Raw genomic sequence first — 21,866 nt, forward strand, 5'->3', positions numbered from 1 at the left:
CTTTGCTTATTTCACAAACTAATGACATGTACAAAACTTTTACCTTTTCTCTCCCTGCATTATTATTTCATTGTAAAAAATCTCCGGTACAATCATATAGGAAAGTGCTGATAATTCCACATTCATTCTCTAACAGGTTTAATGAATAATAAGATCTACCCTCGCCTATTTATTAAACAGTAAGCAAAGACAAAACTAATACCTATAAAACGTTAAACATGACCTTAAAAAAATTTCCAACATTCTTTTTTTTAATGCTGGTCTTCCTGGTGAAAGCCCAGAATGAATTCATCACCATCTGGAAACCGGGTTCTACTGTTTTACCACCAGTAAATGTAGATGCTCCCTATCAGGCAAATTCTCAGCAGATATGGTTTCCTGGAATTGGTGAAAATTATGATATTTACTGGGAGGAAGTAGGATATCCCCAGCACAACGGAACTTTTACCAATGTCACTTCTACAAAGCAGGTTTTTATTGATTTTGGTACTTCCTTATCAGCTGGGTCCGATGCAAAATACAGGGTAAAAGTGAGCAATGGCAGCGGTACATTCAGACAAATCACATTCGGAACGGTCCAGCTACTTCCCGGTCCCGAGCAACTGATCCCTATTTGGCAGATCAATGGAAGTACAGATAAATTACTAGAAATAGAACAGTGGGGTAATATTTCATGGACTACTATGAACTGCGCCTTCAGTCTATGCAAGCTTATGGAGCTTACTGCCACAGATACTCCAAACCTTAATAATGTGGAGGATGCTTCTTTTATGTTTTATGGTACTACCAATTTTAAAGGTGCAAGCTCTATGCAAAACTGGGATACTTCGAAGATCCGGAATTTCAGTTTTATGTTTTCACTTTTATTTGATACACCATTGCCATCTGGGCTGACAGAGCAATTCAACCCACCTTATCTTGACAGCTGGAATATGTCATCTGCCACAAATCTTAGCTATATGTTTTCAAACAGAACTCATTTTAACCAGACTCTCAACAGCTGGGATGTATCAAAAGTAACTGATATGAGCTGGATGTTTGGCCAATGTTTAAGCTTCAATCAGCGTCTGGATAACTGGAATACCTCAAACCTTGAAGATATGCACTTCATGCTTCATATGATTCCTGTCTTCAATCAGCCGGTAAACTGGAACACTTCCAAAGTTACCAATATGGCTCATATATTTCATGGTTGTACATCCTTTAATCAGTCTTTAGAAAATTGGGACATGACTAAAGTAGAGAGAATTGATCATATACTGAATGGTGCAACAAGCTACAATCAGCCATTAGGAAACTGGAATTTGGCCTCTCTTACCAATGGTACCGGTTCTCTAACATTATCAGGACTTAATTGCGAAAATTACAGTAAAACACTCGTGGGATGGGCAGATAATCCCAATACGGCGAACAATATCTCATTAGGTCCTTTAACAGTATTAAAATATGCTTCCAATGTGTCAGACAAAAGAAGTATTCTCATCAATAAAGGGTGGTCATTTACTGGTGATACTGTTGGAAACTGTTTATTGTCCTCATCAGATGTAAAGCTGAATAAAAAACCTTCGCTTTATCCTAATCCTGCAGCAGATGATATCCATATTGAAGGGCTAAGTGATATTAAAAATTACAAAATTTATGAGGCAAGCGGAAGACTCGTAAAGGAAGGAAATCCTAACAATGATATAATCAATGTAAGCGCTTTACCCAAAGGAAATTACATCATACAGCTTATCACGAAAGAAAAAACATTTTCTTCAAAATTAATTAAGAAATAACCAATATGATACGGAAAAAATTTTTGCCAGTCTTTTTAATTTTGATGGTATGCATGATAAAAGCCCAGAATGAATTTATCACCATCTGGAAGCCAGCTTCTACTGTAACACAGCCCATTACAGTAAGTGCTCCTTATCAGGCTGGTGATCAACAAATATGGTTTCCCGGAATTGGCGAAAACTATGACATTTACTGGGAAGAAGTAGATTTTCCCCAGCATAATGGAAGCCTTGTTGGTGTAACTTCCACAAAGCAGGTTTTTATTGATTTCGGGATGTCATACGGAGATAAGGATGCTGCAAAATACAGAGTAAAAGTAAGTAACGGAAATGGCGTTTTTCAACAAATAAAATTTGGAGAAGTACAGGAGACACAGCTTCCTGATCAGATCTTCCCTATCTGGCAGGTCAACGGAAGCGCTGATAAAATACTGGAAATAGAACAATGGGGAAATATTGTCTGGACATCAATGAACAATGCCTTCAGTCAATGTAAACTTGTTCAGATCACTGCTACAGACATTCCCAACCTAAGTAATGTTGAGGATGCTTCTTACATGTTTTATGGTACAAAAAGCTTTACAGGCGCAAGTTCCATGCAAAACTGGGATACTTCTAAGATTAAGAATTTCAGATTTATGTTTGCTCTTATTTCTGACACCATTATTAGCTCACTTCCTGATCAGTTTAATCCTCCCTACTTTAATAGTTGGGATATGTCCTCTGCAACTGATCTCAGTTTTATGTTTGCGGGAAGAGGACTCTTTAACCAGACTTTAAACAACTGGAACGTTTCGAATGTAACTGATATGAAATGGATGTTTGCTCTTTGCCCAAGCTATAATCAGCCTATGAATAACTGGGATACTTCAAGCCTTGAAGACATTCGTTTTATGTTCCATTTTGATTCCGCTTTCAATCAATCTTTAGACCATTGGAACACTTCTAAAATTACCAATATGGCCCATGCTATTCATGGCTGCACAGCCTTTAATCATTCCCTGGAAAATTGGGACATGACCAAGGTTACGAGAATAGACCAGATTCTTAAGGAAACTCCGAATTTTAATCAATCCCTTGCAAGCTGGAATCTTGCCAGCGTTAATAACGGAGCCCAAGCTTTTATGCAGACAGGAATGGATTGTGAAAATTTCAGTAAAACACTGGCAGGGTGGGCAGACAATCCTAACACTGCAAATAACGTCGATTTAGATATTACAGCACCTCTGAAATACGCTTCAAATGCGGCAGACAAAAGGAATATTCTTATCAATAAAGGATGGACGATGTCGGGTGATACTGTAGGAAACTGCCTGCTGTCGTCATCAGACATACAAGTCAGAAAAAAATTTTCACTTTATCCTAATCCCGCGTCAGATGATATCCATATTGAAGGATTAAATGATATTAAGAGCTATAAAATTTATGATGCAGGCGGAAGGGTTGTGCAGGAAGGAAATCCAAACAAAGATATGATCAATATAGGACCTCTTTTGAAAGGAAATTACATTTTACAACTCATTTTGAAAGACCAGACTATCTCTTTAAAATTCATTAAAAAGTAAAACAAAAAGCCTCGCTGTAAAGTGAGGCTTCTATTTTGAGTTTAAAATAAACTATTTATCAAAATGATTAGGATGCTGAGCTTTGATATCATCTACTGTTCCCAGTACTTTATCCTTTAAAGAATTCTGATATTTCTGAAGTTTGGCCGCCACTTCTTCATTACCACTTCCTAAAATTTTTGCGGCTAAAATTCCTGCATTCAAAGCGCCGTTTAAAGCTACGGTAGCAACCGGTATTCCGCCGGGCATCTGAAGGATAGACAATACAGAATCCCAACCGTCTATAGAATTACTGGAAAGGATCGGAACCCCGATTACCGGAAGTGTAGTACAGCTGGCTACCATTCCCGGAAGGTGAGCTGCGCCTCCTGCTCCCGCTATGATTACTTTCAAACCTCTCTCATGGGCTGTTTTCGCATAATCGAACATTCTTTCCGGTGTTCTGTGCGCTGAAACTACCGTTAGTTCATAAGGGATATCAAGGCTTTTAAGAAAATTTGCAGCCTGTTCCATGATCGGCAGATCACTCTGACTGCCCATAATAATTCCTACCATCTTCAATTTTATTAGATGTCCAAAGATAAAAAATTAAAACGTAAAGGTAAAAGGCAACAATTTTTCTGGAACAATTTATTTTTTCAATAGATGCACATTTTACTATTTAAATAATTAATAATGATCTTTTTGGCGTAAATTTTTCATCTGTACTCCTATAAATAACCGCATCTGTATCCATTATAATCCCTTTTAAAATAGATATATTTGCTGTCACACCACATTAAATTGAAAGATTATAAACTTACACTGGCTGTATGTACCGTTGCTATTGTCTGGGGTACTACGTTTTTATCGATAAGGGTTGCGGTAGAAACTATTCCCGCATGGTTTGTAGCAGGAATACGTCAATCTCTTGCCGCTGTAATCATGTTTCTTATTCTTACCTATAAAAAGGAGTTTAAATGGATTGGATGGAACAACCTGAAATATCAGCTTATCTTTTCAACTTTAATGCTTGTGGTTGCCAACGGAATGACAACTGTTGCTGAAGAAGAAGTGACCAGCAGCCTGACCTCACTGATAAGTGCGTGCTCTCCTATCCTGGTGTTTTTCGGAAGCATGGCTTTAGGACTTCAGAAATTCAGCTGGCGGGCTTTTGCAGGAGTTGTACTATGTTTTAGCGGAATCCTGTTCATATTCTGGGACGGCATCAATGATCTTAAGAATCCGGATTATGCCCTTGGTATTCTGTTTTTATTTATTGCTATTGCCGGGTGGGCTTCGGGAACAATTTTCACGAAAAAGCTTAATATTCAAAGCGGAAATATTTCACTGAACCTTTTTTACCAGTTTGCATTTGCAGGCATTGTACAAATCATTTTTGCATTTCTTTTTACAGAAAATTATAATTTCGGGAACTGGAGCCTGAAAAGTATTTCTGCCATGCTGTATTTATCCTGTCTTGGTTCTGTAGCTGCATTTTTTGCCTTTCATTACGCCCTTACCAAAGTTTCTCCCGTTCAGGTATCCATATTGGCTTATATCAATACAATCATCTCTATTTTTTTAAGCTGGCTGATTCTTGATGAAAAAATTTCTGCTAAATTCATCATTGCAGCAATACTGATTATCGTAGGAGTTTTTGTGATTAATTACAATCCAGCCATGTTTAAAAAACAAAGAATCGAGTCGTAAGAAAAAATAATATCAGGCTTTCTATTCTTCTGTTTTTGAGTTTATTAAATACAATTAAAATCTGAGCTTCGTGTCATAGGTTTCATATTTCCTTCATTTTTCCTATATTGTATATTCCAACCGATACAATATGCTGAAAAACACATTTTTTTTATTGATGGCTGCCTCTTTTTTATTGGTAAGCTGTGATTACAAAGAGAAAGAAAAGAACCTGACCGACAGGGAAAAACAATTATTAGAGAAAGAAAAGCTTTTTGCCAAGAAAGAATCCGAATACCAGTCACTTCTGAAAATGAGAGACAGTATTTTTGCTAAAAAAGATTCTGTAGTAATTGCTGCATGGCCTGCCCAGATCTCCGGCCCATGGAACGGAAAAGTGATCTGTACGGAATCCAACTGCAGTGAATATGCTGTGGGTGATCAGCGTACCGATATATGGGAGTTTGATAATGATCCTACCCAGCCTGTCACCAAAATTATCAATAACAATAATCTTGTGAGGCTGTATACAGGCAAATTTGAAAACAATGAAATAAGATTGTCTTTCAAAACAGATTCTACAGCCAAAAAGAATGTAGAAATGAACGTTCTTCTTAATGATATTTCGGACAACAAGATCAAAGGAACAAGAACCATCACTTCTGATGGCTGCACCGCCAAGTTCTCTGTTGAATTAGTACGTTCCACAAAATAAAAACACTTATGATTTTACTGAGTATACACAATCTGAGTCTTCCCATAGAAGATCCGGTGCTGAAATTTCTTTTGGTACTGGTCATCATCCTTGCAGCTCCCCTGCTGCTTAATAAAATTAAAGTTCCGCATCTTTTGGGACTTATTATCGCCGGTGCGATCATTGGCCCGAACGGATTCAACGTATTGTCAAGAGACAGCAGTATTGTAGTAACCGGAACTACCGGACTTCTTTACATTATGTTTCTGGCCGGACTTGAAATTGATATGGGAGACTTCAAAAAGAACAAATGGAAAAGTCTCACTTTTGGTATTTATACTTTTACAGTTCCTTTTGTATTAGGATATCTGGGAGGATATTATATTCTTCATTTTTCAATGCTGACGTCTATCCTTTTTGCCAGCCTCTTTTCTTCCCATACTCTTATTGCCTATCCATTGGTAAGCAAGTTGGGAATTGCAAAAAACAAAGCGGTTAATATTACTGTCGGAGGCACCATGATCACAGATATTCTGGCCTTACTGGTACTTGCCGTAATTGTGGGCATGTCTCAGGGAGATGTCGGAACAGAATTTTGGGTCAAATTATCTGTGTCTTTTGTGGTTTTTGCATTGATTGTATTAATTGTATTCCCTATCATAGGACGTTGGTTCTTCAAACGGGTGGATGATAAAATCTCACAATATATTTTTGTACTGGTTATGATTTATCTCGCGGCCATGCTTGCTGAACTGGCCGGTGTAGAGGCTATTATCGGGGCATTCTTTGCAGGTTTGGCGCTAAACAGACTTATTCCTCACACCTCTTCTTTAATGAACAGGGTTGAGTTTGTAGGAAATGCCATCTTTATCCCATTCTTCCTGATCAGTGTAGGAATGCTGATTGATTTTAAAGTGTTCTTTAAAAGCTGGGAAACGCTGGAAGTGGCTGCTATTATGCTGGTAGCTTCCATCGGAGGGAAATATCTTTCTGCTGTTGCTACTCAAAAAACATTCAGGCTTACTAAAGAGGAAGGAAAACTGATCTTCGGATTAAGCTCCGCTTCTGCAGCTGCCACCCTTGCTTCAGTAATGGTTGGATATAATATTATTCTTTCTGAAACGGAAACCGGAGAACCTGTAAGATTGCTGAATGAACATGTACTGAATGGAAGTATCCTCCTGATTCTTGTATCATGTACCATTTCCTCCTTTATTTCGATGGCAAGTGCCCAGAAAATTGCTGAAAGTGATAATGAAGATACCGTTTCCGGAAATACACATGAAGAAGAAAATATCCTGTTAGCCATTAACCATGAAGCAACAGTTGAAAGAATGGTGAACCTGGGAATCCTGATCAAAGCACATTCCAATACAGAAGACCTGTTTGCCCTGAATGTAATCAATGAAGATAAGAATGAATCTTCAGTAAAAAATGCTGAAAAACTGCTTCATCAGGCAGCTGATGCAGCTGCGGCAGCAGATGTTACATTACAGGCTTTAAAAAGATACGACAATGATGTGATCAATGGAGTCAATAATGTGATTAAAGAACAGAAAATCACAGACCTGATCATTGGGTTAGAAGATGAAAAAGGATTCTCTCCCTCTTTCGTTTACAATCTCTATAACGGTTATCTGCAGAATGATGATGTGAATGTATTGGTATACCATGCAGCACAGCCTCTTTCCACCATTAAGAAATATGCCGTAATGATTCCGGAAAATGCCCATCAGGAAGCAGGATTCTTCCATGCATTGCTGAGAGTATGGAACATTGCCAGAAACTCCGGAGCTACGGTTGTTTTTTATGCACCTGAAAATATTATTGATATTCTTCAGAAAATCATAAAGAAAGCCAATATAGAAGCAGAATTTATTATCATGAGCACCTGGCAGGACGGAGAAAAAACCGCAGCACAGCTTAAAGATGATGAAGCTCTGATTATTCTGATGGCGAAACGCGGTATGAAATCCTATATTCCAAGAATGAGACTGATTCCGGAACTTCTGAACAGAAACCTCAGCGATAATAACTATCTGCTGATTTTCCCTTTCTCAGAATATGACAAAAACAGTCCCGAGGTACGTTCTGTAGGGAATCATGGGGATTTTGTGGAGATCGGAAATGTGATTCAGAAGATTTTTAAATAAAAGAAATTTAAATAGTATGGAAGCTGGAAGAGGGATGTTGGAAGTTTATTCTCTGCCAATAATCATTTTTATTAGATCATTAAAAAATTCCATTCATCAATAGATCAATAGGATCGGGCTTTAGCCCGATATAAACAACATGAATGCATTTGGCTTTAGCCGAAACTTAATTTAGATTTTGGCTGAAGCCAATGGAATTTATAATTATTGATAAACGGGATAAAGCCCGTTTCTATTGAATACCCTGAATAACAAAAGGAGCAGTTTTAAAGATAAAACCGCTCCTTTTTATATTTTATAAATGATTTACTCAGCAATCACTCTTACCATTCCTTTTACCTGTATAAGCTTTTCCATAAGCTCTTCTCTGGAATCTGCAAGGACATTGATGTGTCCCATTTTTCTTCCCGGTTTGGTTTCTGTTTTTCCATATAAATGGATATAGGTTTCAGGCAGTCTTAAAACATCTTCTATTCCTTCATAGACTACTTTTCCGGCATATCCTTCTGCTCCTACAAGATTCAGCATTCCGCTGTACGTGATAGCATCGGTATCAGCTAAGGGCAGATTTTTTACCACTCGGTACATCTGCTCAAACTGGGAATTTGTATTTCCTTCCTGGCTCTGATGTCCTGAATTATGAAGTCTTGGCGCTGTTTCATTCACCCATACTTTTCCTTCTTTATCAAGGAATAATTCAATAGCAAATAATCCCGGAGAATTAACTGCGTTTAGGAATTTCTCCGTAATAGCATCAATCTGGTTCTGAACATCCTCTGTTAAAAGTACCGGACATACATTAAAGTCCAAAAGATTCAGTTTCGGGTCTGCCACCATTTCCGTTACAGGGAAAATATTGGTTTCTCCTTTTTCGTTTCTTGCAACAATAACAGAAAGTTCTTTGTCAATATCCACAAGACTTTCTATAACTGAAGCTTCTGTCCAGATATGCTGATAATCTTCTTCCGTTCTGATAACCTGAACTCCTTTTCCGTCATATCCGCCGGTATTCATTTTCTGAACGAACGGCAACGGCATGATGATCTTTTCATCACTGTTCCACACAACCTGGAATTCCGGACTTGGAATATTGTGAGCTTTATAAAATTCTTTCTGAAGGATCTTTTGCTGAATGGTTTTGATAATATTGGCATTAGGAACCACTCTTATTCCCTGCTTTTCAAGTTCTGCCAGTGCATCCGCATTTACGTGTTCTATTTCAATGGTTACAACATCTTTATCTTTTCCGAAGTTCAGAACCGTGTCATAGTCATTGAAATTTCCCTGCGTAAAATACGAGATATTATGACATGGCGCATCAGATGCAGGATCCAGAGTATAAAACTCATCATCATACTTCAGTGCACTTTGTATCAGCATTCTTCCCAGCTGTCCGCCTCCCAGAATTCCTATTTTCATTTTTTATTTTTATTAGATTTATTCTTATTGGATCTTATCAATTTTTAAATAACCAAGTCCCATCGGGTTCTTCTGATTTTCTACATCAGATTTTTTAAGAATGATAGAATATTTTTCTTTCATATCGGCGGGAAGAATATCACTCACATTAAAAATATCGTCGATATCTACTCCATGCTTATCATCAATATGACTTACAGCTCCTTCAAAACCCATCGTCTGATAAAATTCGGTAGCTTTTGCTCTTTTTACGATTTCTCCCATGGATGGTCCTACCATTAAGTGCTGCTCATGAAATTCTTCAAAGAAACCAGGCTTGTACCCTCCTAAATTGAGAAAAAACAGCTGATTTTCAGATGACTTTTCTCCCTTATTCACAATCTCCACTTCATATCCGTCAACAAATTGTACTTCCTGGTAACAGTCTACGTGAATTTTCCCATCAGCTTCCTTCCAAAAGGCTTTTATATCCGGAACCAGGTCTTTCAGATTCTCTGCAATTCCGAAGAAAACATCGTGCTGCTCAATATTTCTTCCTTGAGGTGTTGCCCCCAGAATGACATAAAATAATTTCAATTGATTTTTCATGCATACAAAAATACGTTAAATTTATCTTTTTCAAATGTTTGGCAGACAAGCACAATAATTTTATATTTGTAACATTATTTGTAGTATGTCAGAAATTATCATACTCTTCCTTGGCGCAATTTCCGCTGGTCTTTTAGGTTCACTTACGGGTTTAGGAGGAGGAGTTATCATTATTCCTTTATTAACGCTGGGTTTCGGCGTTCCAATGCATTACGCTATCGGTGCTTCGCTCATTTCTGTGATCGGAACTTCTTCCGGTGCGGCTGTAGCTTTCGTGAAAGAGGGCTTTACCAATATGAGAATCGGGATGTTTCTCGAGATAGCCACTACAGCAGGAGCTATCATCGGTGCCCTTGTTTCGGGAATGCTTAATCCGAATACCATCGGAATTATTTTCGCAAGTATTCTTCTTTTAACGGTTATTTTAAATCTTAAAGGAAAACCGGATCATCAGGAGCCACTGATCAAAGGAAGTCTTGAAGATAAGCTGAAACTATACGGAACATTTCCGGATAAAGGCGTATTGAAAAGCTATTCTGCAAGAAATACAGTTCCCGGATTTTTAATGATGATGTTTGCTGGTGCCATGTCCGGACTTTTAGGAATAGGTTCCGGAGCATTGAAAGTATTGGCAATGGATAATATGATGAAACTGCCTTTCAAAGTATCTACAACCACCAGTAACTTCATGATCGGAGTAACGGCAGTAGCCAGCGCACTGATCTATTTTCAGAGAGGAGAAATTATTCCGGTAATTGTAGCTCCGGTACTGATTGGTGTGGTCATCGGAAGTTTCATCGGTTCAAAGACGCTGATGGTATCAAAAACGAAAAAATTAAAAGTATTTTTTGCCATTGTGATTACCATTCTTTCGGTTTATATGATGTATAACGGTATCAACAAAAGTTTCAGATAATGAAAAAGAATTTTACAGATGTAGATCTGAACCGTTCCGTAGGAAATCTTCTGAGACTGGGTGTTATTCTATCTGTGGCGACATCACTGATCGGTTTTATCAAACTGTTCTTCGAAGGTTTTAAAATGCCTGAAAATTACACCAGTCTTGTGGTAGGTACTTCTTCTGAAAAGATATGGGGATATTTCTGGGATTCTCTGTGCAAAGGAGAAGGTATGGCCATCATTCAGCTGGGTATTCTTTTACTGATCATTACTCCTCTGATGAGGATTGTTTTCGCTCTGATAGGCTATTTAAAAGAAAAAGACTACGTCTATGTAGTCATTTCCTCTATTGTTTTAGCGATTATGGCGGTGAGTTTCCTTACCGGTTACGCACACTAAAATTTTACAGTTCATAAAACTCTAAAGGCAGCTGGTCCGGATCCTGGGTAAAGAAAAATTCTTTCCCGGTGAACTCGTCTATACGGATGTCTTCACAAGCAAGCCCTTTTTCTATCAATTCATTTCGTTTTTCTGTAACATTTTCTACGGAGAAAGCAAGATGTCTTAAGCCGCATGCTTCAGGACGTGACGGACGCTGTGGCGGATCGGGAAAAGAGAACAGCTCAATCACATAATGATCTCCGATGGCAAGATCAAGCTTATAAGACTGTCTTTCTTCACGGTATACTTCGCGAATGATATTCAAATCTAAAACTTCTGTATAAAACTTTTTTGAAACAGCATAATCTGAACAGATAATGGCAATATGATGGATTTTCATTTCTTACTTTTAAATTATTTCTGAATTCAACTTTATTATTGTATTTCTTTACAGCTATCTTTCCTTCTCGTATCAATAATATACTGAATTTTCCACTCATTATTCTGCTTTACCAGCTGAAAACTATTAGCCCCGCAATGTGATAACTTTCCCTTTAAATAAAAGGAATAAGGAGTAAATACGCTCGCCAGGCCTTCGTCTGTATGAACAGCTTCTATGATAATTCTTTCATCCAGATCGCCTTTGGGAAATTTTGAAACTGAAGCAATGAAGTCCTGTACACTGTCACTTTTTACAGTACCGTCTTTCGTTATGGTTTGAAGGACTGCATTTTCCGTAAAGGCAGATTTTACCAGCTCGGGATCTGCATTTTTCATGCCGAGAAACAAGTTACGGATAGGTTTTTCAATATCTTTATTCTGCTGACCGAAGCCTGAAATACTGATCAGAAGAAAAAACACAATTATTTTATTCATGGAACAGATTTAGATGAATAAAAATAGATAAAATAAAATGTAAATTGATCAATAAATTTTAAAATTCATTTTCCTTAAATTGTAACCAAATTATTTCATAGTTTCATATGTGGATTATTTATATGACCCTGGCCATACTTTTACTGGTCATGACTGTACTGCCCAACATTCAGCACTCCCACTGGATATTCCGGGTTCCTGAATTTGCTAAAATACAGGTTACCTATCTTATATTTTTCACTTTTCTCTTTGGGCTGATCATCGATTCGAAAGAACATCTATGGTATTATCAGGGATTTTTATTGGCCTTGTTTGTCTATCACAGCCGGACTCTCGTAAGGTATACTCCTCTGTATCCTGTAAAAAAACACAGACAGCTTCACAAGTCTTCTGACAAGCTGCATTTTATTTCGGCTAATGTTTATCAGTTCAACAAAGAATATGAGAGATTCTTCAGTCTTGTTAAAAAGCATAATCCGGATTTTTTCATGACAATGGAAAGTAACAGCGATTGGGAAAAAGCAATGAGATCACTGGAAAAAGAATATCCTTACCAGCATAAAGTAACTCTTGAAAACACCTACGGTATGCATTTCTATTCAAGAGTTGAAATTAAAGAAGCAAAGACTCATTATTTTGTGGCTGATGATATTCCAAGCATTGAAATTCACATGAAAACAGCTGATGGATTTTCTTTTGTTTTCTTCGGTGTACATCCGCCACCGCCGAGTCCTACAGAGGAGGAAACATCGAAGGAAAGGGATGGCGATCTCCTAAGTGCTGCCAAACGTATAAAAGACATCAGAAAGCCTGTTATTGTGGCAGGTGATTTCAATAACGTCGCGTGGTCAAGATCATCTGTACTTTTCAGAAAAACCAGTCATCTGATAGATCCAAGGGTAGGACATTCTTTTGTTTCTACCTTCCACGCCAAATATCGTCTTTTAAGATTTCCTATTGATCTGATGTTTCACAGTGAAGATATCTTTATCAAACAGCTGAAAACCCTGGATAATTTCGGTTCGGACCACCTTCCGGTATACTGCGAATTTTTCATAGATCATCACAATGATGAGCAGGAGGAACTGATTGAAACAGCGACTGCCGAAGAAAAAGCAGAAGCAGAAATCATGATCGAGGAAGGGAAAAAAGAAGACGGTGACCGGGAAGCTGTTGTTACTGAAGATTAATAAAAAAAGTGAGCTTTAGACTCACTTTTTATTATTATTTTAAAATCTCATCACATCCTTTACTACTCCATTCTTCTGAGTGTGTTGTAATAATTCAGCTTCTATGAATGCTTTGATCTGTTCCTCAGAACCGTTGTTTGGAAACAGAAGATGAACATTCGCTCCTGCATCCAACGTGAAGAATAAAGGGGATCCGGTCTCTCTTCTGAAATCCCAGATTTTATTAATGACTTCCAACGTTCCGGTTTTCATCAGGATAAAAGCAGGATCACTCATCATCATCATGGCATGCAGTGTAAGCGCTTCATGTTCTACCAGCTTGATAAAACGCTCCATATCTCCGTTTTTCAGGATTTCTTTCATAGGAACAAAGTTTTCCCTGGCTTCCTGAAATCTTCTTTCAGCATAAGGATTGGTTTTCATCAGCCCGTGTCCTACCGTTGAAGAAACACTTTTTTGCCCTTCATGAATCAGCAGCACCCAATCATTAAAGTTTTTGAAAATTTCATGAATTTCAGTATCCGGATACTGCACCCCGAACAGATCAGAACTTTCTTCTACCTCATCCGTTTCTCCCCATACCACAAGCCCGTTGTATAAGCTTCTGCATGCACTTCCGCTTCCCAATCTTGCCAGAAATGAAGCTTTTCTCAAAGATTCTTCTTCAGAGGTTTTTTCTGTAAATGAAGCATCCAAAGCCATAAGACATTTTGCTATCGCTCCAAATCCTGAAGCAGAGCTTGCAATCCCGGAGCTGTGCGGAAATGTATTTTCTGTTCTGATGATATATTTACCTTTTAAAATCCATGGAAGGTATTGCTCTATATTTCTGAAATATTTTTCAATTTTTTCGGCAAATTTCACCTCTTCGTTTCCAGCAAGGAAGGTTTGTACTGAAAAAGGTTCATTAGCCACAAATTCCATTGAAGTATTGGTTTTACAATGATTTAAAGTATAACTGATACTTGGGTTGGCTGGAATCTGATCAGCATATTTTCCCCAGTATTTAATCAGGGCAATATTAGACGGGCAGCTCTCTGAAACCGTTTGTGTATGAATGGTGAAATTTTCTTTTCCTATAAATTCTTGTGTCGTCATAGTTTAATTTAAGTCATTATTTTAAACCACCCCGTCAAAAATTCTTTGAATTTTCGCCACCCCTCCAAGGGAGGGGAATTTCCACGTCTTCAATTGTAATTGATGTGAAAAAGGAGGTTAAAATTTTTAATACATCTTCTCTATAATATCTGCATATTTCTTAATTACCACATTTCTTTTGACCTTCAAAGTAGGGGTTATTTCTCCTGTATTGATATCAAATTCTGCCGGCATTAAGGTAAATTTCTTCACCTTTTCATAATCTGCCAGGTGGCTTTGTAATTCTTTAATTTTCTCCTTGTAAAGATCTATTACCTTTTCATTTTTCACAGCATCTTCCCAATTGGTAAAAGGAATATTATTCTTTTTGATATAATCCTGTAAAAACTCAAAGTTCGGAACGATCAACGCTGAAACAAACTGTCTTCCTTCTGCAATCAGCATGATCTGCTGAATGAAATTATTATTCGTCAGGAGGTTTTCAATCTGTTGCGGAGCAATATATTTCCCGTTGGACGTTTTCATAAGATCTTTGATTCTGTCCGTAATGATCAGGTTTCCTTTATCATCAAATGTCCCTGCATCACCGGTTTTGAACCATCCGTCTTCGGTAAACACTTTCTGGGTTTCTTCAGGTTTTTTGTAATATCCTTTCATGATTCCGTTACCTCTTGCCTGGATCTCATCATTTTCCCCGATACGCATTTCTACGCCTGGCAATGGTTTGCCGCTGGTGCCATGCTCAAAATGAGTCAAAGGAAACAGCGTTAATGTAGCGGTAGTTTCCGTTAATCCATAGCCCACAGTAACATGAATTCCTACTGATTCAAAGAAACGGGTAACTTCCGGCGAAAGTGATGCGCCACCACATGGCAAAAACCAAAGTCTTCCGCCCATTTTTTCTTTAATTTTACTGAAGACCAGCATATCAGCAACAGATTCTTTCAGTTTTAATCCCAAAGGGACCTGTTTTTCATTTCTTCGCAGCTCGGCTGTTTCCCATCCGGTTTTAAGAGCCCAGTCAAAGATTTTCTTTTTCAAAGATGAACCTTCTTCCGCCTTTTCGAGGACTCCGGCATATACTTTCTGGAAAAATCTCGGTACCGCACACATCGCCGTAGGTTTTACTTCTTCCAGTGCTTTGGCTACATTTTTAGGGTCTTCAAGGAAGTAAACACGCGCCCCGCCATATAAGCAAAGTAAGCTCCAGCTTCTCTCAAAAACATGGCTTAACGGTAAAAATGCCAGCGATAATTCTTCTTCAAAGTTTTTAAACTTAAAAAATTCAAAATGGGAATCGAACGCTTTGATAAAATTTCCGTGAGTAAGCATTACTCCTTTTGGAATTCCGGTGGTTCCGGAGGTATAGATTAATGTGGCAGTATCATCATATTCCCTCTTACAGATCTCCAGCTTTGGTGAAGCTTTTGCTATAAAATCTTCCAGATAAAAGCTGTTAAATTCTTTTTTGATCCACACTGCTTTTTTGGAAATAATAATCGTTTCCAGATTGTTTTCCTCTTTATGTAAAAGTTCCAGGCAGGCATCATACTGCATCTGGTTTCCTACTAAAACAACTTTAGCACCAGAATCGTTGATGATATGTTCTGCCTGTTCTGCATTATTGGTAGAATAAATAGGTACCGTAATAGCTCCGAGAGCCATTGAGGCCAGATCCATAATCATCCATTCGGATGAATTGTCTGAATAAATAGCGACTCTGTCATTTTCCTGAACACCGGCTTCTTTTAAAGCATTGGCTGTTTTAAAAATAATCTCACTGAATTTCTTCCAGCTCAGCTCTTTCCAGGCTGCATCTTTCTTTTTAAATCCGATAGCCGCTTTTATAGGATGTTTTTCTACATTTTTAAGGATAATTGCCTCTGCAAGATTCATTTCTTCAGCTTTTTGTCGTTAATATAATTATTCAGGTGAAAGTCTATACTTTCTTTTACGGGAATAAACTGGTAATTCAGCTTTTCTTTGACTTTATGATTGGAAATGGTGTTGAATGAAGATATGGCTTCAATATTGGATTTGGTCACCATTCTAAGTTTTGGAATCAGCCATCCGAAAAGGATGTTCGCTATTCTTCCGATGTTGAGTTGAGTTGGGGTAAGAATTTTTGCTTCTTTAAGCCCAAGACGGGTTCTGATCTGTCTGGCAAGGTCGGCATACCTGTTATTTTCCGCAACAATGATAAACCGCTCTCCAAAAAGATTATTTTCCATGAGCCCGATTGCAGTATTGGCTACATCTCTTACATCAACGTAAGCAGAACCTCCTGAAAAGGTAAAGCTATTGTCTTCAAAGGTAGAGAAAAGCTCTCCGCTGCTTTGGTTCCAGTTTCCGCTTCCTACAATCATTCCGGGGTTAATAATAACGACATTCATTCCTTCCGCTGAAGCTCTCCAGGCTTCCATTTCAGATAAATGTTTTGAAATAGCGTATGCAGAGTGTTCCAGTTTTGGATTAAAGTCAGAATCTTCATCTAATTCTCCTTTTTCATTAAAATTATCAAGAACAGCAACGGAACTTACGTGAAGAAATTTTTTAACGTCTGATCCTTCACAGGCAAACAGCAGGTTTTCTGTACCCTTGATGTTGGTATGGTACATTTCTTTTTCATCTTTGGGATGAAAACTCACTTTTGCGGCACAATGATACACCTCATCTACCCCCTGCAGCGCAGTTTTCAAAGAGTCGAGATCATCAAAATCTACGTTTACCCATTCAATCTTATTAAAAAAATCATCAGGATTCTCCGTATAAAAGCTGTATGAATGCCTTACTTCGTTTAAATTGCTCCCCGGTCTTTTGGAAGCCCGTACATTTTTCCCTCTTTTAAGAAGTTCCAGTACAATTATTCTTCCCAGGATTCCGGTAGCACCCGTTACAAAAATCATTAATTATTTACTTGATTGCTGACTAAAATATAACAATATTTTCTATCCGGCAATTCTTCCGGATCTGTAAAAACTCCTCAGAAAAACTGCTTCTGCAAATTTGCGATTTTTAAAGCATAATTCAATTTAATTTAACCAATATTATCATTCAGAAATCAATAAACAGGAAAAATATAACGACAGCTGAAGAGTAAAAGTAAAAGTCCTGAAAGAATTGACAGCTTTCAGGACTTCTATGATTACAAATTGCTTTGTTTTTAAGCCATTACTTCATTATTTCTTCTTGGAGCCTTGTCACACAAAACGTCTGCAATGCTTTTGGAAATAAGGTTTCCTTCTGTAAGATTATCCAGCCAGAAGAATTCTCCGGCAGCATTGATCTCAATGAAGTAATATTCGTCTTCGGGAGAAACAATCATGTCTATGGCTCCGTAGTCTACATTGTAAACATCAAGAAGTTCAAGCAGTTTTGCTTCCACATCTGCCGGAAGTTCTGTTCTGCTCCATTTATCGATGAGATTGACACCGTCTTTTCTCCAGTCTATTTTGGCATCTTCAGACTGCTGGGAATCTATTTCAAATGCATAGACGTCTCTTCCCACAATGGTAATACGAAGTTCCTTTTTCTTTTGAATCATCTGCTGAAACTGCATAGGGCAATACAGCAGTGAATCCAGCTCTTCCAGTTTATCTTCGCTTACAACATTGGTAAACACAACGTTTTCCACACCGTCTTCATAGATAGCAAAACCGGTCTGCATTTTGGCTACTACATTCTGATGCTTCAGAATAAATTTTCTGGCTTCATCAGGGTTGTTGGTAAGGCAGGTTGCCGGAATCGTCAATCCTAATTTATCTGCTATTTTCAATTGTTCCTCCTTGCTGTCTAATCTTCGGTATACACTTGGCTTTCCTAAAGAGTAAGCATCTACGGATTCGAAGAAACCAAAAAGGGTGTTGCGGATTTCCCCCATTGCGGCTCCGTAAAATTTACTGTCCATTTCTTCTTTCAATCCTTTTCCGATATTGTAAGCTCTCCGGTACCAGATGGCAGAAATATCATCCAGACGGTGTTTTGCTTCAGGAGTTTCGAGAAAACTTACCCATTCTCCATCCTGAAAAATGGTGGAAAGTTTATTTTGCAAAGGATAAACATCAACATCAAAGCGGATAACTTCACAGTTATTTTTTTCAATGTATTCTGTAACTTTTTCAATGGAAAAGTTATCTGCGGTATGGGTTATAATTAAAATTTTATTCATGGAAATTGATTCTTTTGATAAGATTATCGGCAATTCTTTCTGCAATGGGAAATCCCAGCTCTTTCTGCAGCATTCCCCATTCTCCCTGGGGATTGACTTCCAGAAAATAATAAGCTCCGTCTCTTCCTTTGATCATATCGATGGCTCCTAGATAAAGCCCCATTTCTTTCATCATAGAAGTAAGGCTGGCTTTTATAGTCTCAGGAAGTTCATAGGCTGACCAGAAATACCCTTCACGAGCTACCCTCCAGTCTGCATTTTCACTGTTATTGATCTTTCCTGTGAAGAAATCTCCGTCCACGTAGACAATTCTCAGCTCATATTCTTTGTCAATATATGGCTGGAAAATCATCGGGCAGTATGCAATATCAGAAAGGTGTTCAAGGGATTCTTCCTCAATAACTGTAGTCGAAATCATATTTTCTCCTGACATCGTTTTCGAGGTTACTCCATGAAGTTTGGCTATGGCTTTTCCCTGGCAGTACTGATGGAAAAATGTCGTTATTTTTTCTTCATCATTGGAGAAAATCGTTTTGGGAATGGCTAAGTTATTTCTTTGTGCAGTTTTCAGCTGAAATATCTTGTTTCCGTCTACTTTCTTTTCGTTTTCATAAGGGTTGATCCAGGGAACATGTTCCAAGGCCGTCATCAGATTATACCTCAGGCTTCCATATTCGTTGAGAAAAATCCTTTCATAATCCTGATCCAGCTCTTCAGGAGCACTGATCCTCCAGGCTTTTCTGTGCCATACTCCTTTGATATCGTCAGAATGAATTGTATTTCCTGATTCATCTGTCAGTTCAAATGAGTTTTCACAGATGCTGATCTTCTGAAGATGGTTCAGTCGGTCGGAATTCAATCTGAAATAAGGAATATTTTTGGAGCTCAGATATTCGAAAAAGATGTCAATATTATAAAAATCCTGTGAGTGGGTGATGCAGAGAATCATTTGCCGGTTTTATTAAAAAGGGAAACTTAATGTTTAAGTTTCCCTACTATTTTATTTAATATTCTGTCTGATCTTACAGTGGAAGGTTGATTACATCATCATCACCGTCAGATGGATATTTCATGGTTTGCATCATATCATCTTTCGGAGACGTTACCGTGTCTACTGTCGGCTTTGTGATCAAATCTGTTTCGGCAAGTGTTATATCACCTCCGCCTTTTACTGTTTCAGGATCCTTCACCTGTTTTTCCAGGAATGATGCGAAAAACGGCTTCTTCTTTGAGTTGTTGCTTTTCATAATGTTTTAGTTTTGGTTTAAATATAATTTAGCTTATGTTATCTATATTATCATACTTCTAAAACATCCTCATCACCGTCAGAAGGATATTTCATGGTTACATTATCATTATCAGGCTTGGTAACATTATCCTTAAGAGGAGTAGTGATCTGATCCTGAAGGGATGTCGTAATCTGATCTGCCAGCACAGAAGTAATACCTCCTCCTTTTACTGTTTCAGGATCTTTAACCTGTTTTTCCAGGAATGTAGCAAAAAATGGCTTCTTTTTTGAATTTTTGTTTTCCATAAGTTAATATTTTTATTGTTTTTTGAAAATCCAAAGTACAAAAATTTCAACTCATGGAGAAATAATATTAGTTTTTAATAAAATTTTAACATAACACCCAAAATAAGAGTAAAATTTTAATCTAAACCAAGAAACTCCTTCACAACATTTGCAAAATCAACAGGATTTTCAGCCTGTACCCAGTGTCCTGCATTTTTTACTGTAACTATTTTAGCTTTAGGAAATTGTTGCTTGATTCCATATTCATCCTGCGGCAGAATATAATTGGATTTTGCCCCGGCTATAAACAATGTATCTCCTTCAAAAACTCCGAATTTAACAGCATTGGATACAAATTCATTATATTTTTCAGATAGGGTTTTAAGATTAAATCTCCAGCCCAGTTTTTTATTGTCATCCCAATACAGGTTTTTCGTTAAGAACTGTACGGTAGACCTTTCAGGAATATATTGGTTCAGAACTGCTTCTACCTCGTTTCTTGAAGTTACCGTATTGAAATCAACAGTTTCCAAGGCTTTGATAATTCCCTGATGGTGTGGAGGATAGGCTTTAGGTGAGATATCTACAACAATCAATTTTTCAACACGTTCAGGATATTTTATAGCAAACTGCATGACTGCTTTCCCTCCCAATGAATGTCCCAGAACATGGGCTTTCTGAATTCCGTAATGATCCATATAACGGGCAATATCATCAGCCAAGTCATCATGAGACATGCTGTCTGAATGAAAGCTTCTGCCATGGTTCCTAAGGTCAATCAGATGTACCGGAAGGTATTCTCCGAGATCTTTTCCAAAGCTTCCCCAGTTGTCAAGCATTCCGAATAATCCGTGAAATACCAGAAGCGGCGTGGTCGTTAAATTTTCGCCGAATATTTTTGAGTTTAAAATTTCCATATTTTAGAAGTTAGAGGTCAGAAACCAGAAGTTTGATAAATCATGCATAATCTGTTTATGCTATTTTTAATATAATTGAAGTTGTACTAACTTCTAATCTCTTATTAATTACCATTTAGCCAGTCTCTTCAGGTAAGCCTGAACTGTATTTTCCAATCCCATATAAAGTGCTTCAGAAACCAAAGCATGTCCGATAGATACTTCCAGAAGATTTGGAATGTTGTCAGCAAAGTATTTCAGATTTTCCAGGCTCAGATCATGCCCGGCATTAATGCCCAATCCGAAATTAGTAGCTTCAACAGCTGTATCATAATAAGGTTTTATAGCTTGCTCCTTGTTGGTCAGATAATTTTTTGCGTATGCTTCCGTATACAATTCTATTCTGTCTGCTCCTGTTTTTGCAGCATATTCCACCAGTTCCGGTAAAGGATCCAGAAAAATAGAGGTACGGATTCCTGCTTTTTTAAATTCAGCAATAATTTCTGTAAGATAATCAAGGTGTTTTTTTGTATCCCATCCTGCATTGGAAGTAATAGCATCATCAGCGTCCGGAACTAAGGTTACCTGCTCTGGCTTCACGTCCAAAACCATATCGATAAAGCTCTTGTGCGGATTTCCTTCAATATTGAACTCGGTGGCAACCAACGGCTTCAGATCATAAACATCTTTTCTTGTGATATGTCTTTCATCAGGTCTTGGATGGATGGTAATTCCCTGCCCTCCGAATTCCTGAATTTTTACAGCAGCTTCTGTAACACTTGGGGTTTCACCTCCTCTTGCATTTCTTAACGTCGCAATTTTATTAATGTTTACGCTTAGTTTTGTCATTGTTATTTTTAGAGATTAGATATGAAAGGCTAGAAGTTAGATAACGAATTGTTATGATCATTTCCATTTACACCTCCATACTATTATTAAATTTTATATTTATTACATTACTTAAACATCAGTTGTA

At 37.7% G+C, this 21,866-nt stretch carries 22 protein-coding genes; 8 read left to right on the forward strand and 14 right to left on the reverse strand.

Going from position 1 to position 21,866, the window contains the following annotated elements; all coding sequences use genetic code 11:
- Positions 1–218: 218 nt before the first annotated feature.
- Positions 219–1,778 carry a BspA family leucine-rich repeat surface protein gene (locus EL165_RS09410; RefSeq protein ID WP_002977611.1) on the forward strand — a complete coding sequence of 520 codons (1,560 nt, stop codon included), beginning with the start codon at positions 219–221 and terminating at the stop codon, positions 1,776–1,778.
- A gap of 53 nt (positions 1,779–1,831) precedes the next feature.
- Positions 1,832–3,343 carry a BspA family leucine-rich repeat surface protein gene (locus EL165_RS09415; protein WP_041461416.1) on the forward strand — a complete coding sequence of 504 codons (1,512 nt, stop codon included), beginning with the start codon at positions 1,832–1,834 and terminating at the stop codon, positions 3,341–3,343.
- Positions 3,344–3,394: 51 nt separating this feature from the next.
- On the opposite strand, the gene purE is transcribed toward EL165_RS09415, so the two are convergent.
- On the reverse strand, positions 3,395–3,898 hold the full coding sequence (gene purE, locus EL165_RS09420) for a 5-(carboxyamino)imidazole ribonucleotide mutase (protein ID WP_002977608.1): 504 nt from the start codon (positions 3,896–3,898) through the stop codon (positions 3,395–3,397).
- Positions 3,899–4,126: 228 nt separating this feature from the next.
- On the opposite strand from purE, the gene EL165_RS09425 reads away from it, so the two are divergent.
- The 3 genes from EL165_RS09425 (at position 4,127) to EL165_RS09435 (ending at position 7,861) form a co-directional block, all read left to right on the forward strand.
- Positions 4,127–5,035 carry a DMT family transporter gene (locus EL165_RS09425; RefSeq protein ID WP_002977607.1) on the forward strand — a complete coding sequence of 303 codons (909 nt, stop codon included), beginning with the start codon at positions 4,127–4,129 and terminating at the stop codon, positions 5,033–5,035.
- A gap of 130 nt (positions 5,036–5,165) precedes the next feature.
- A complete protein-coding gene (locus EL165_RS09430) occupies positions 5,166–5,729 on the forward strand; it encodes a hypothetical protein (RefSeq protein ID WP_002977606.1) in 564 nt (187 codons plus the stop codon).
- Positions 5,730–5,737: 8 nt separating this feature from the next.
- Positions 5,738–7,861 (forward strand): cation:proton antiporter, encoded by a 2,124-nt coding sequence (locus tag EL165_RS09435; protein WP_002977605.1) that lies wholly within the window; start codon positions 5,738–5,740, stop codon positions 7,859–7,861.
- Between the two features lie 306 nt (positions 7,862–8,167).
- Here the strand turns inward: EL165_RS09435 and EL165_RS09440 are convergent, their stop codons facing one another.
- Positions 8,168–9,280: a 5-(carboxyamino)imidazole ribonucleotide synthase gene (locus EL165_RS09440; RefSeq protein WP_002977604.1), complete on the reverse strand. Its 1,113-nt coding sequence runs from the start codon at positions 9,278–9,280 to the stop codon at positions 8,168–8,170.
- A gap of 24 nt (positions 9,281–9,304) precedes the next feature.
- Complete coding sequence (locus tag EL165_RS09445; protein WP_002977603.1) at positions 9,305–9,868, reverse strand: DUF1543 domain-containing protein; 564 nt, start codon at positions 9,866–9,868, stop codon at positions 9,305–9,307.
- An 85-nt stretch (positions 9,869–9,953) separates the two neighbouring features.
- Here EL165_RS09445 and EL165_RS09450 point away from each other — a divergent pair, with 85 nt between their 5' ends.
- Together EL165_RS09450 and EL165_RS09455 are read left to right on the forward strand one after the other, a co-directional pair.
- Positions 9,954–10,784, forward strand: coding sequence for a sulfite exporter TauE/SafE family protein (locus EL165_RS09450; RefSeq protein ID WP_002977602.1), 831 nt, complete (start codon positions 9,954–9,956; stop codon positions 10,782–10,784).
- Positions 10,784–11,167 carry a DUF1634 domain-containing protein gene (locus EL165_RS09455; protein WP_002977601.1) on the forward strand — a complete coding sequence of 128 codons (384 nt, stop codon included), beginning with the start codon at positions 10,784–10,786 and terminating at the stop codon, positions 11,165–11,167. Before EL165_RS09450 ends, EL165_RS09455 begins: the two co-directional genes overlap by 1 nt.
- Positions 11,168–11,171: 4 nt before the next feature.
- Here EL165_RS09455 and gloA2 read toward each other — a convergent pair whose 3' ends face one another.
- Positions 11,172–11,549, reverse strand: a complete 378-nt coding sequence (gloA2, locus tag EL165_RS09460) for an SMU1112c/YaeR family gloxylase I-like metalloprotein (protein ID WP_002977600.1) — start codon at positions 11,547–11,549, stop codon at positions 11,172–11,174.
- 35 nt (positions 11,550–11,584) lie between these two features.
- The gene (locus EL165_RS09465; protein WP_002977599.1) at positions 11,585–12,025 is read right to left on the reverse strand and encodes a nuclear transport factor 2 family protein; all 441 of its coding nucleotides are present in this window, start codon (positions 12,023–12,025) and stop codon (positions 11,585–11,587) included.
- Positions 12,026–12,132: 107 nt separating this feature from the next.
- On the opposite strand from EL165_RS09465, the gene EL165_RS09470 reads away from it, so the two are divergent.
- Positions 12,133–13,215: an endonuclease/exonuclease/phosphatase family protein gene (locus tag EL165_RS09470; protein ID WP_002977598.1), complete on the forward strand. Its 1,083-nt coding sequence runs from the start codon at positions 12,133–12,135 to the stop codon at positions 13,213–13,215.
- Between the two features lie 39 nt (positions 13,216–13,254).
- On the opposite strand, the gene EL165_RS09475 is transcribed toward EL165_RS09470, so the two are convergent.
- From EL165_RS09475 to EL165_RS09515, 9 genes are all read right to left on the reverse strand, one after another.
- The gene (locus tag EL165_RS09475) at positions 13,255–14,313 is read right to left on the reverse strand and encodes a diphosphomevalonate decarboxylase (protein ID WP_002977597.1); all 1,059 of its coding nucleotides are present in this window, start codon (positions 14,311–14,313) and stop codon (positions 13,255–13,257) included.
- A 126-nt stretch (positions 14,314–14,439) separates the two neighbouring features.
- Positions 14,440–16,209 (reverse strand): AMP-dependent synthetase/ligase, encoded by a 1,770-nt coding sequence (locus EL165_RS09480; protein WP_002977596.1) that lies wholly within the window; start codon positions 16,207–16,209, stop codon positions 14,440–14,442.
- Complete coding sequence (locus EL165_RS09485) at positions 16,206–17,219, reverse strand: NAD-dependent epimerase/dehydratase family protein (protein ID WP_002977595.1); 1,014 nt, start codon at positions 17,217–17,219, stop codon at positions 16,206–16,208. The genes EL165_RS09480 and EL165_RS09485 overlap by 4 nt, the downstream gene beginning before the upstream one ends.
- 257 nt (positions 17,220–17,476) lie before the next feature.
- Positions 17,477–18,481, reverse strand: coding sequence for an MvdD family ATP-grasp ribosomal peptide maturase (locus EL165_RS09490; RefSeq protein WP_002977594.1), 1,005 nt, complete (start codon positions 18,479–18,481; stop codon positions 17,477–17,479).
- The gene (locus EL165_RS09495) at positions 18,474–19,430 is read right to left on the reverse strand and encodes an MvdC family ATP-grasp ribosomal peptide maturase (protein ID WP_002977593.1); all 957 of its coding nucleotides are present in this window, start codon (positions 19,428–19,430) and stop codon (positions 18,474–18,476) included. The genes EL165_RS09490 and EL165_RS09495 overlap by 8 nt, the downstream gene beginning before the upstream one ends.
- A gap of 73 nt (positions 19,431–19,503) precedes the next feature.
- A complete protein-coding gene (locus tag EL165_RS09500; RefSeq protein ID WP_002977592.1) occupies positions 19,504–19,728 on the reverse strand; it encodes a microviridin/marinostatin family tricyclic proteinase inhibitor in 225 nt (74 codons plus the stop codon).
- Between the two features lie 50 nt (positions 19,729–19,778).
- Positions 19,779–20,015, reverse strand: coding sequence for a microviridin/marinostatin family tricyclic proteinase inhibitor (locus EL165_RS09505; RefSeq protein ID WP_002977591.1), 237 nt, complete (start codon positions 20,013–20,015; stop codon positions 19,779–19,781).
- Between the two features lie 116 nt (positions 20,016–20,131).
- Positions 20,132–20,911 carry an alpha/beta fold hydrolase gene (locus tag EL165_RS09510; RefSeq protein WP_002977590.1) on the reverse strand — a complete coding sequence of 260 codons (780 nt, stop codon included), beginning with the start codon at positions 20,909–20,911 and terminating at the stop codon, positions 20,132–20,134.
- 108 nt (positions 20,912–21,019) lie between these two features.
- On the reverse strand, positions 21,020–21,739 hold the full coding sequence (locus EL165_RS09515; protein WP_002977589.1) for a pyridoxine 5'-phosphate synthase: 720 nt from the start codon (positions 21,737–21,739) through the stop codon (positions 21,020–21,022).
- Positions 21,740–21,866 lie beyond the last annotated feature (127 nt).

This window comes from Chryseobacterium gleum (assembly GCF_900636535.1).
Classification (GTDB): domain Bacteria; phylum Bacteroidota; class Bacteroidia; order Flavobacteriales; family Weeksellaceae; genus Chryseobacterium; species Chryseobacterium gleum.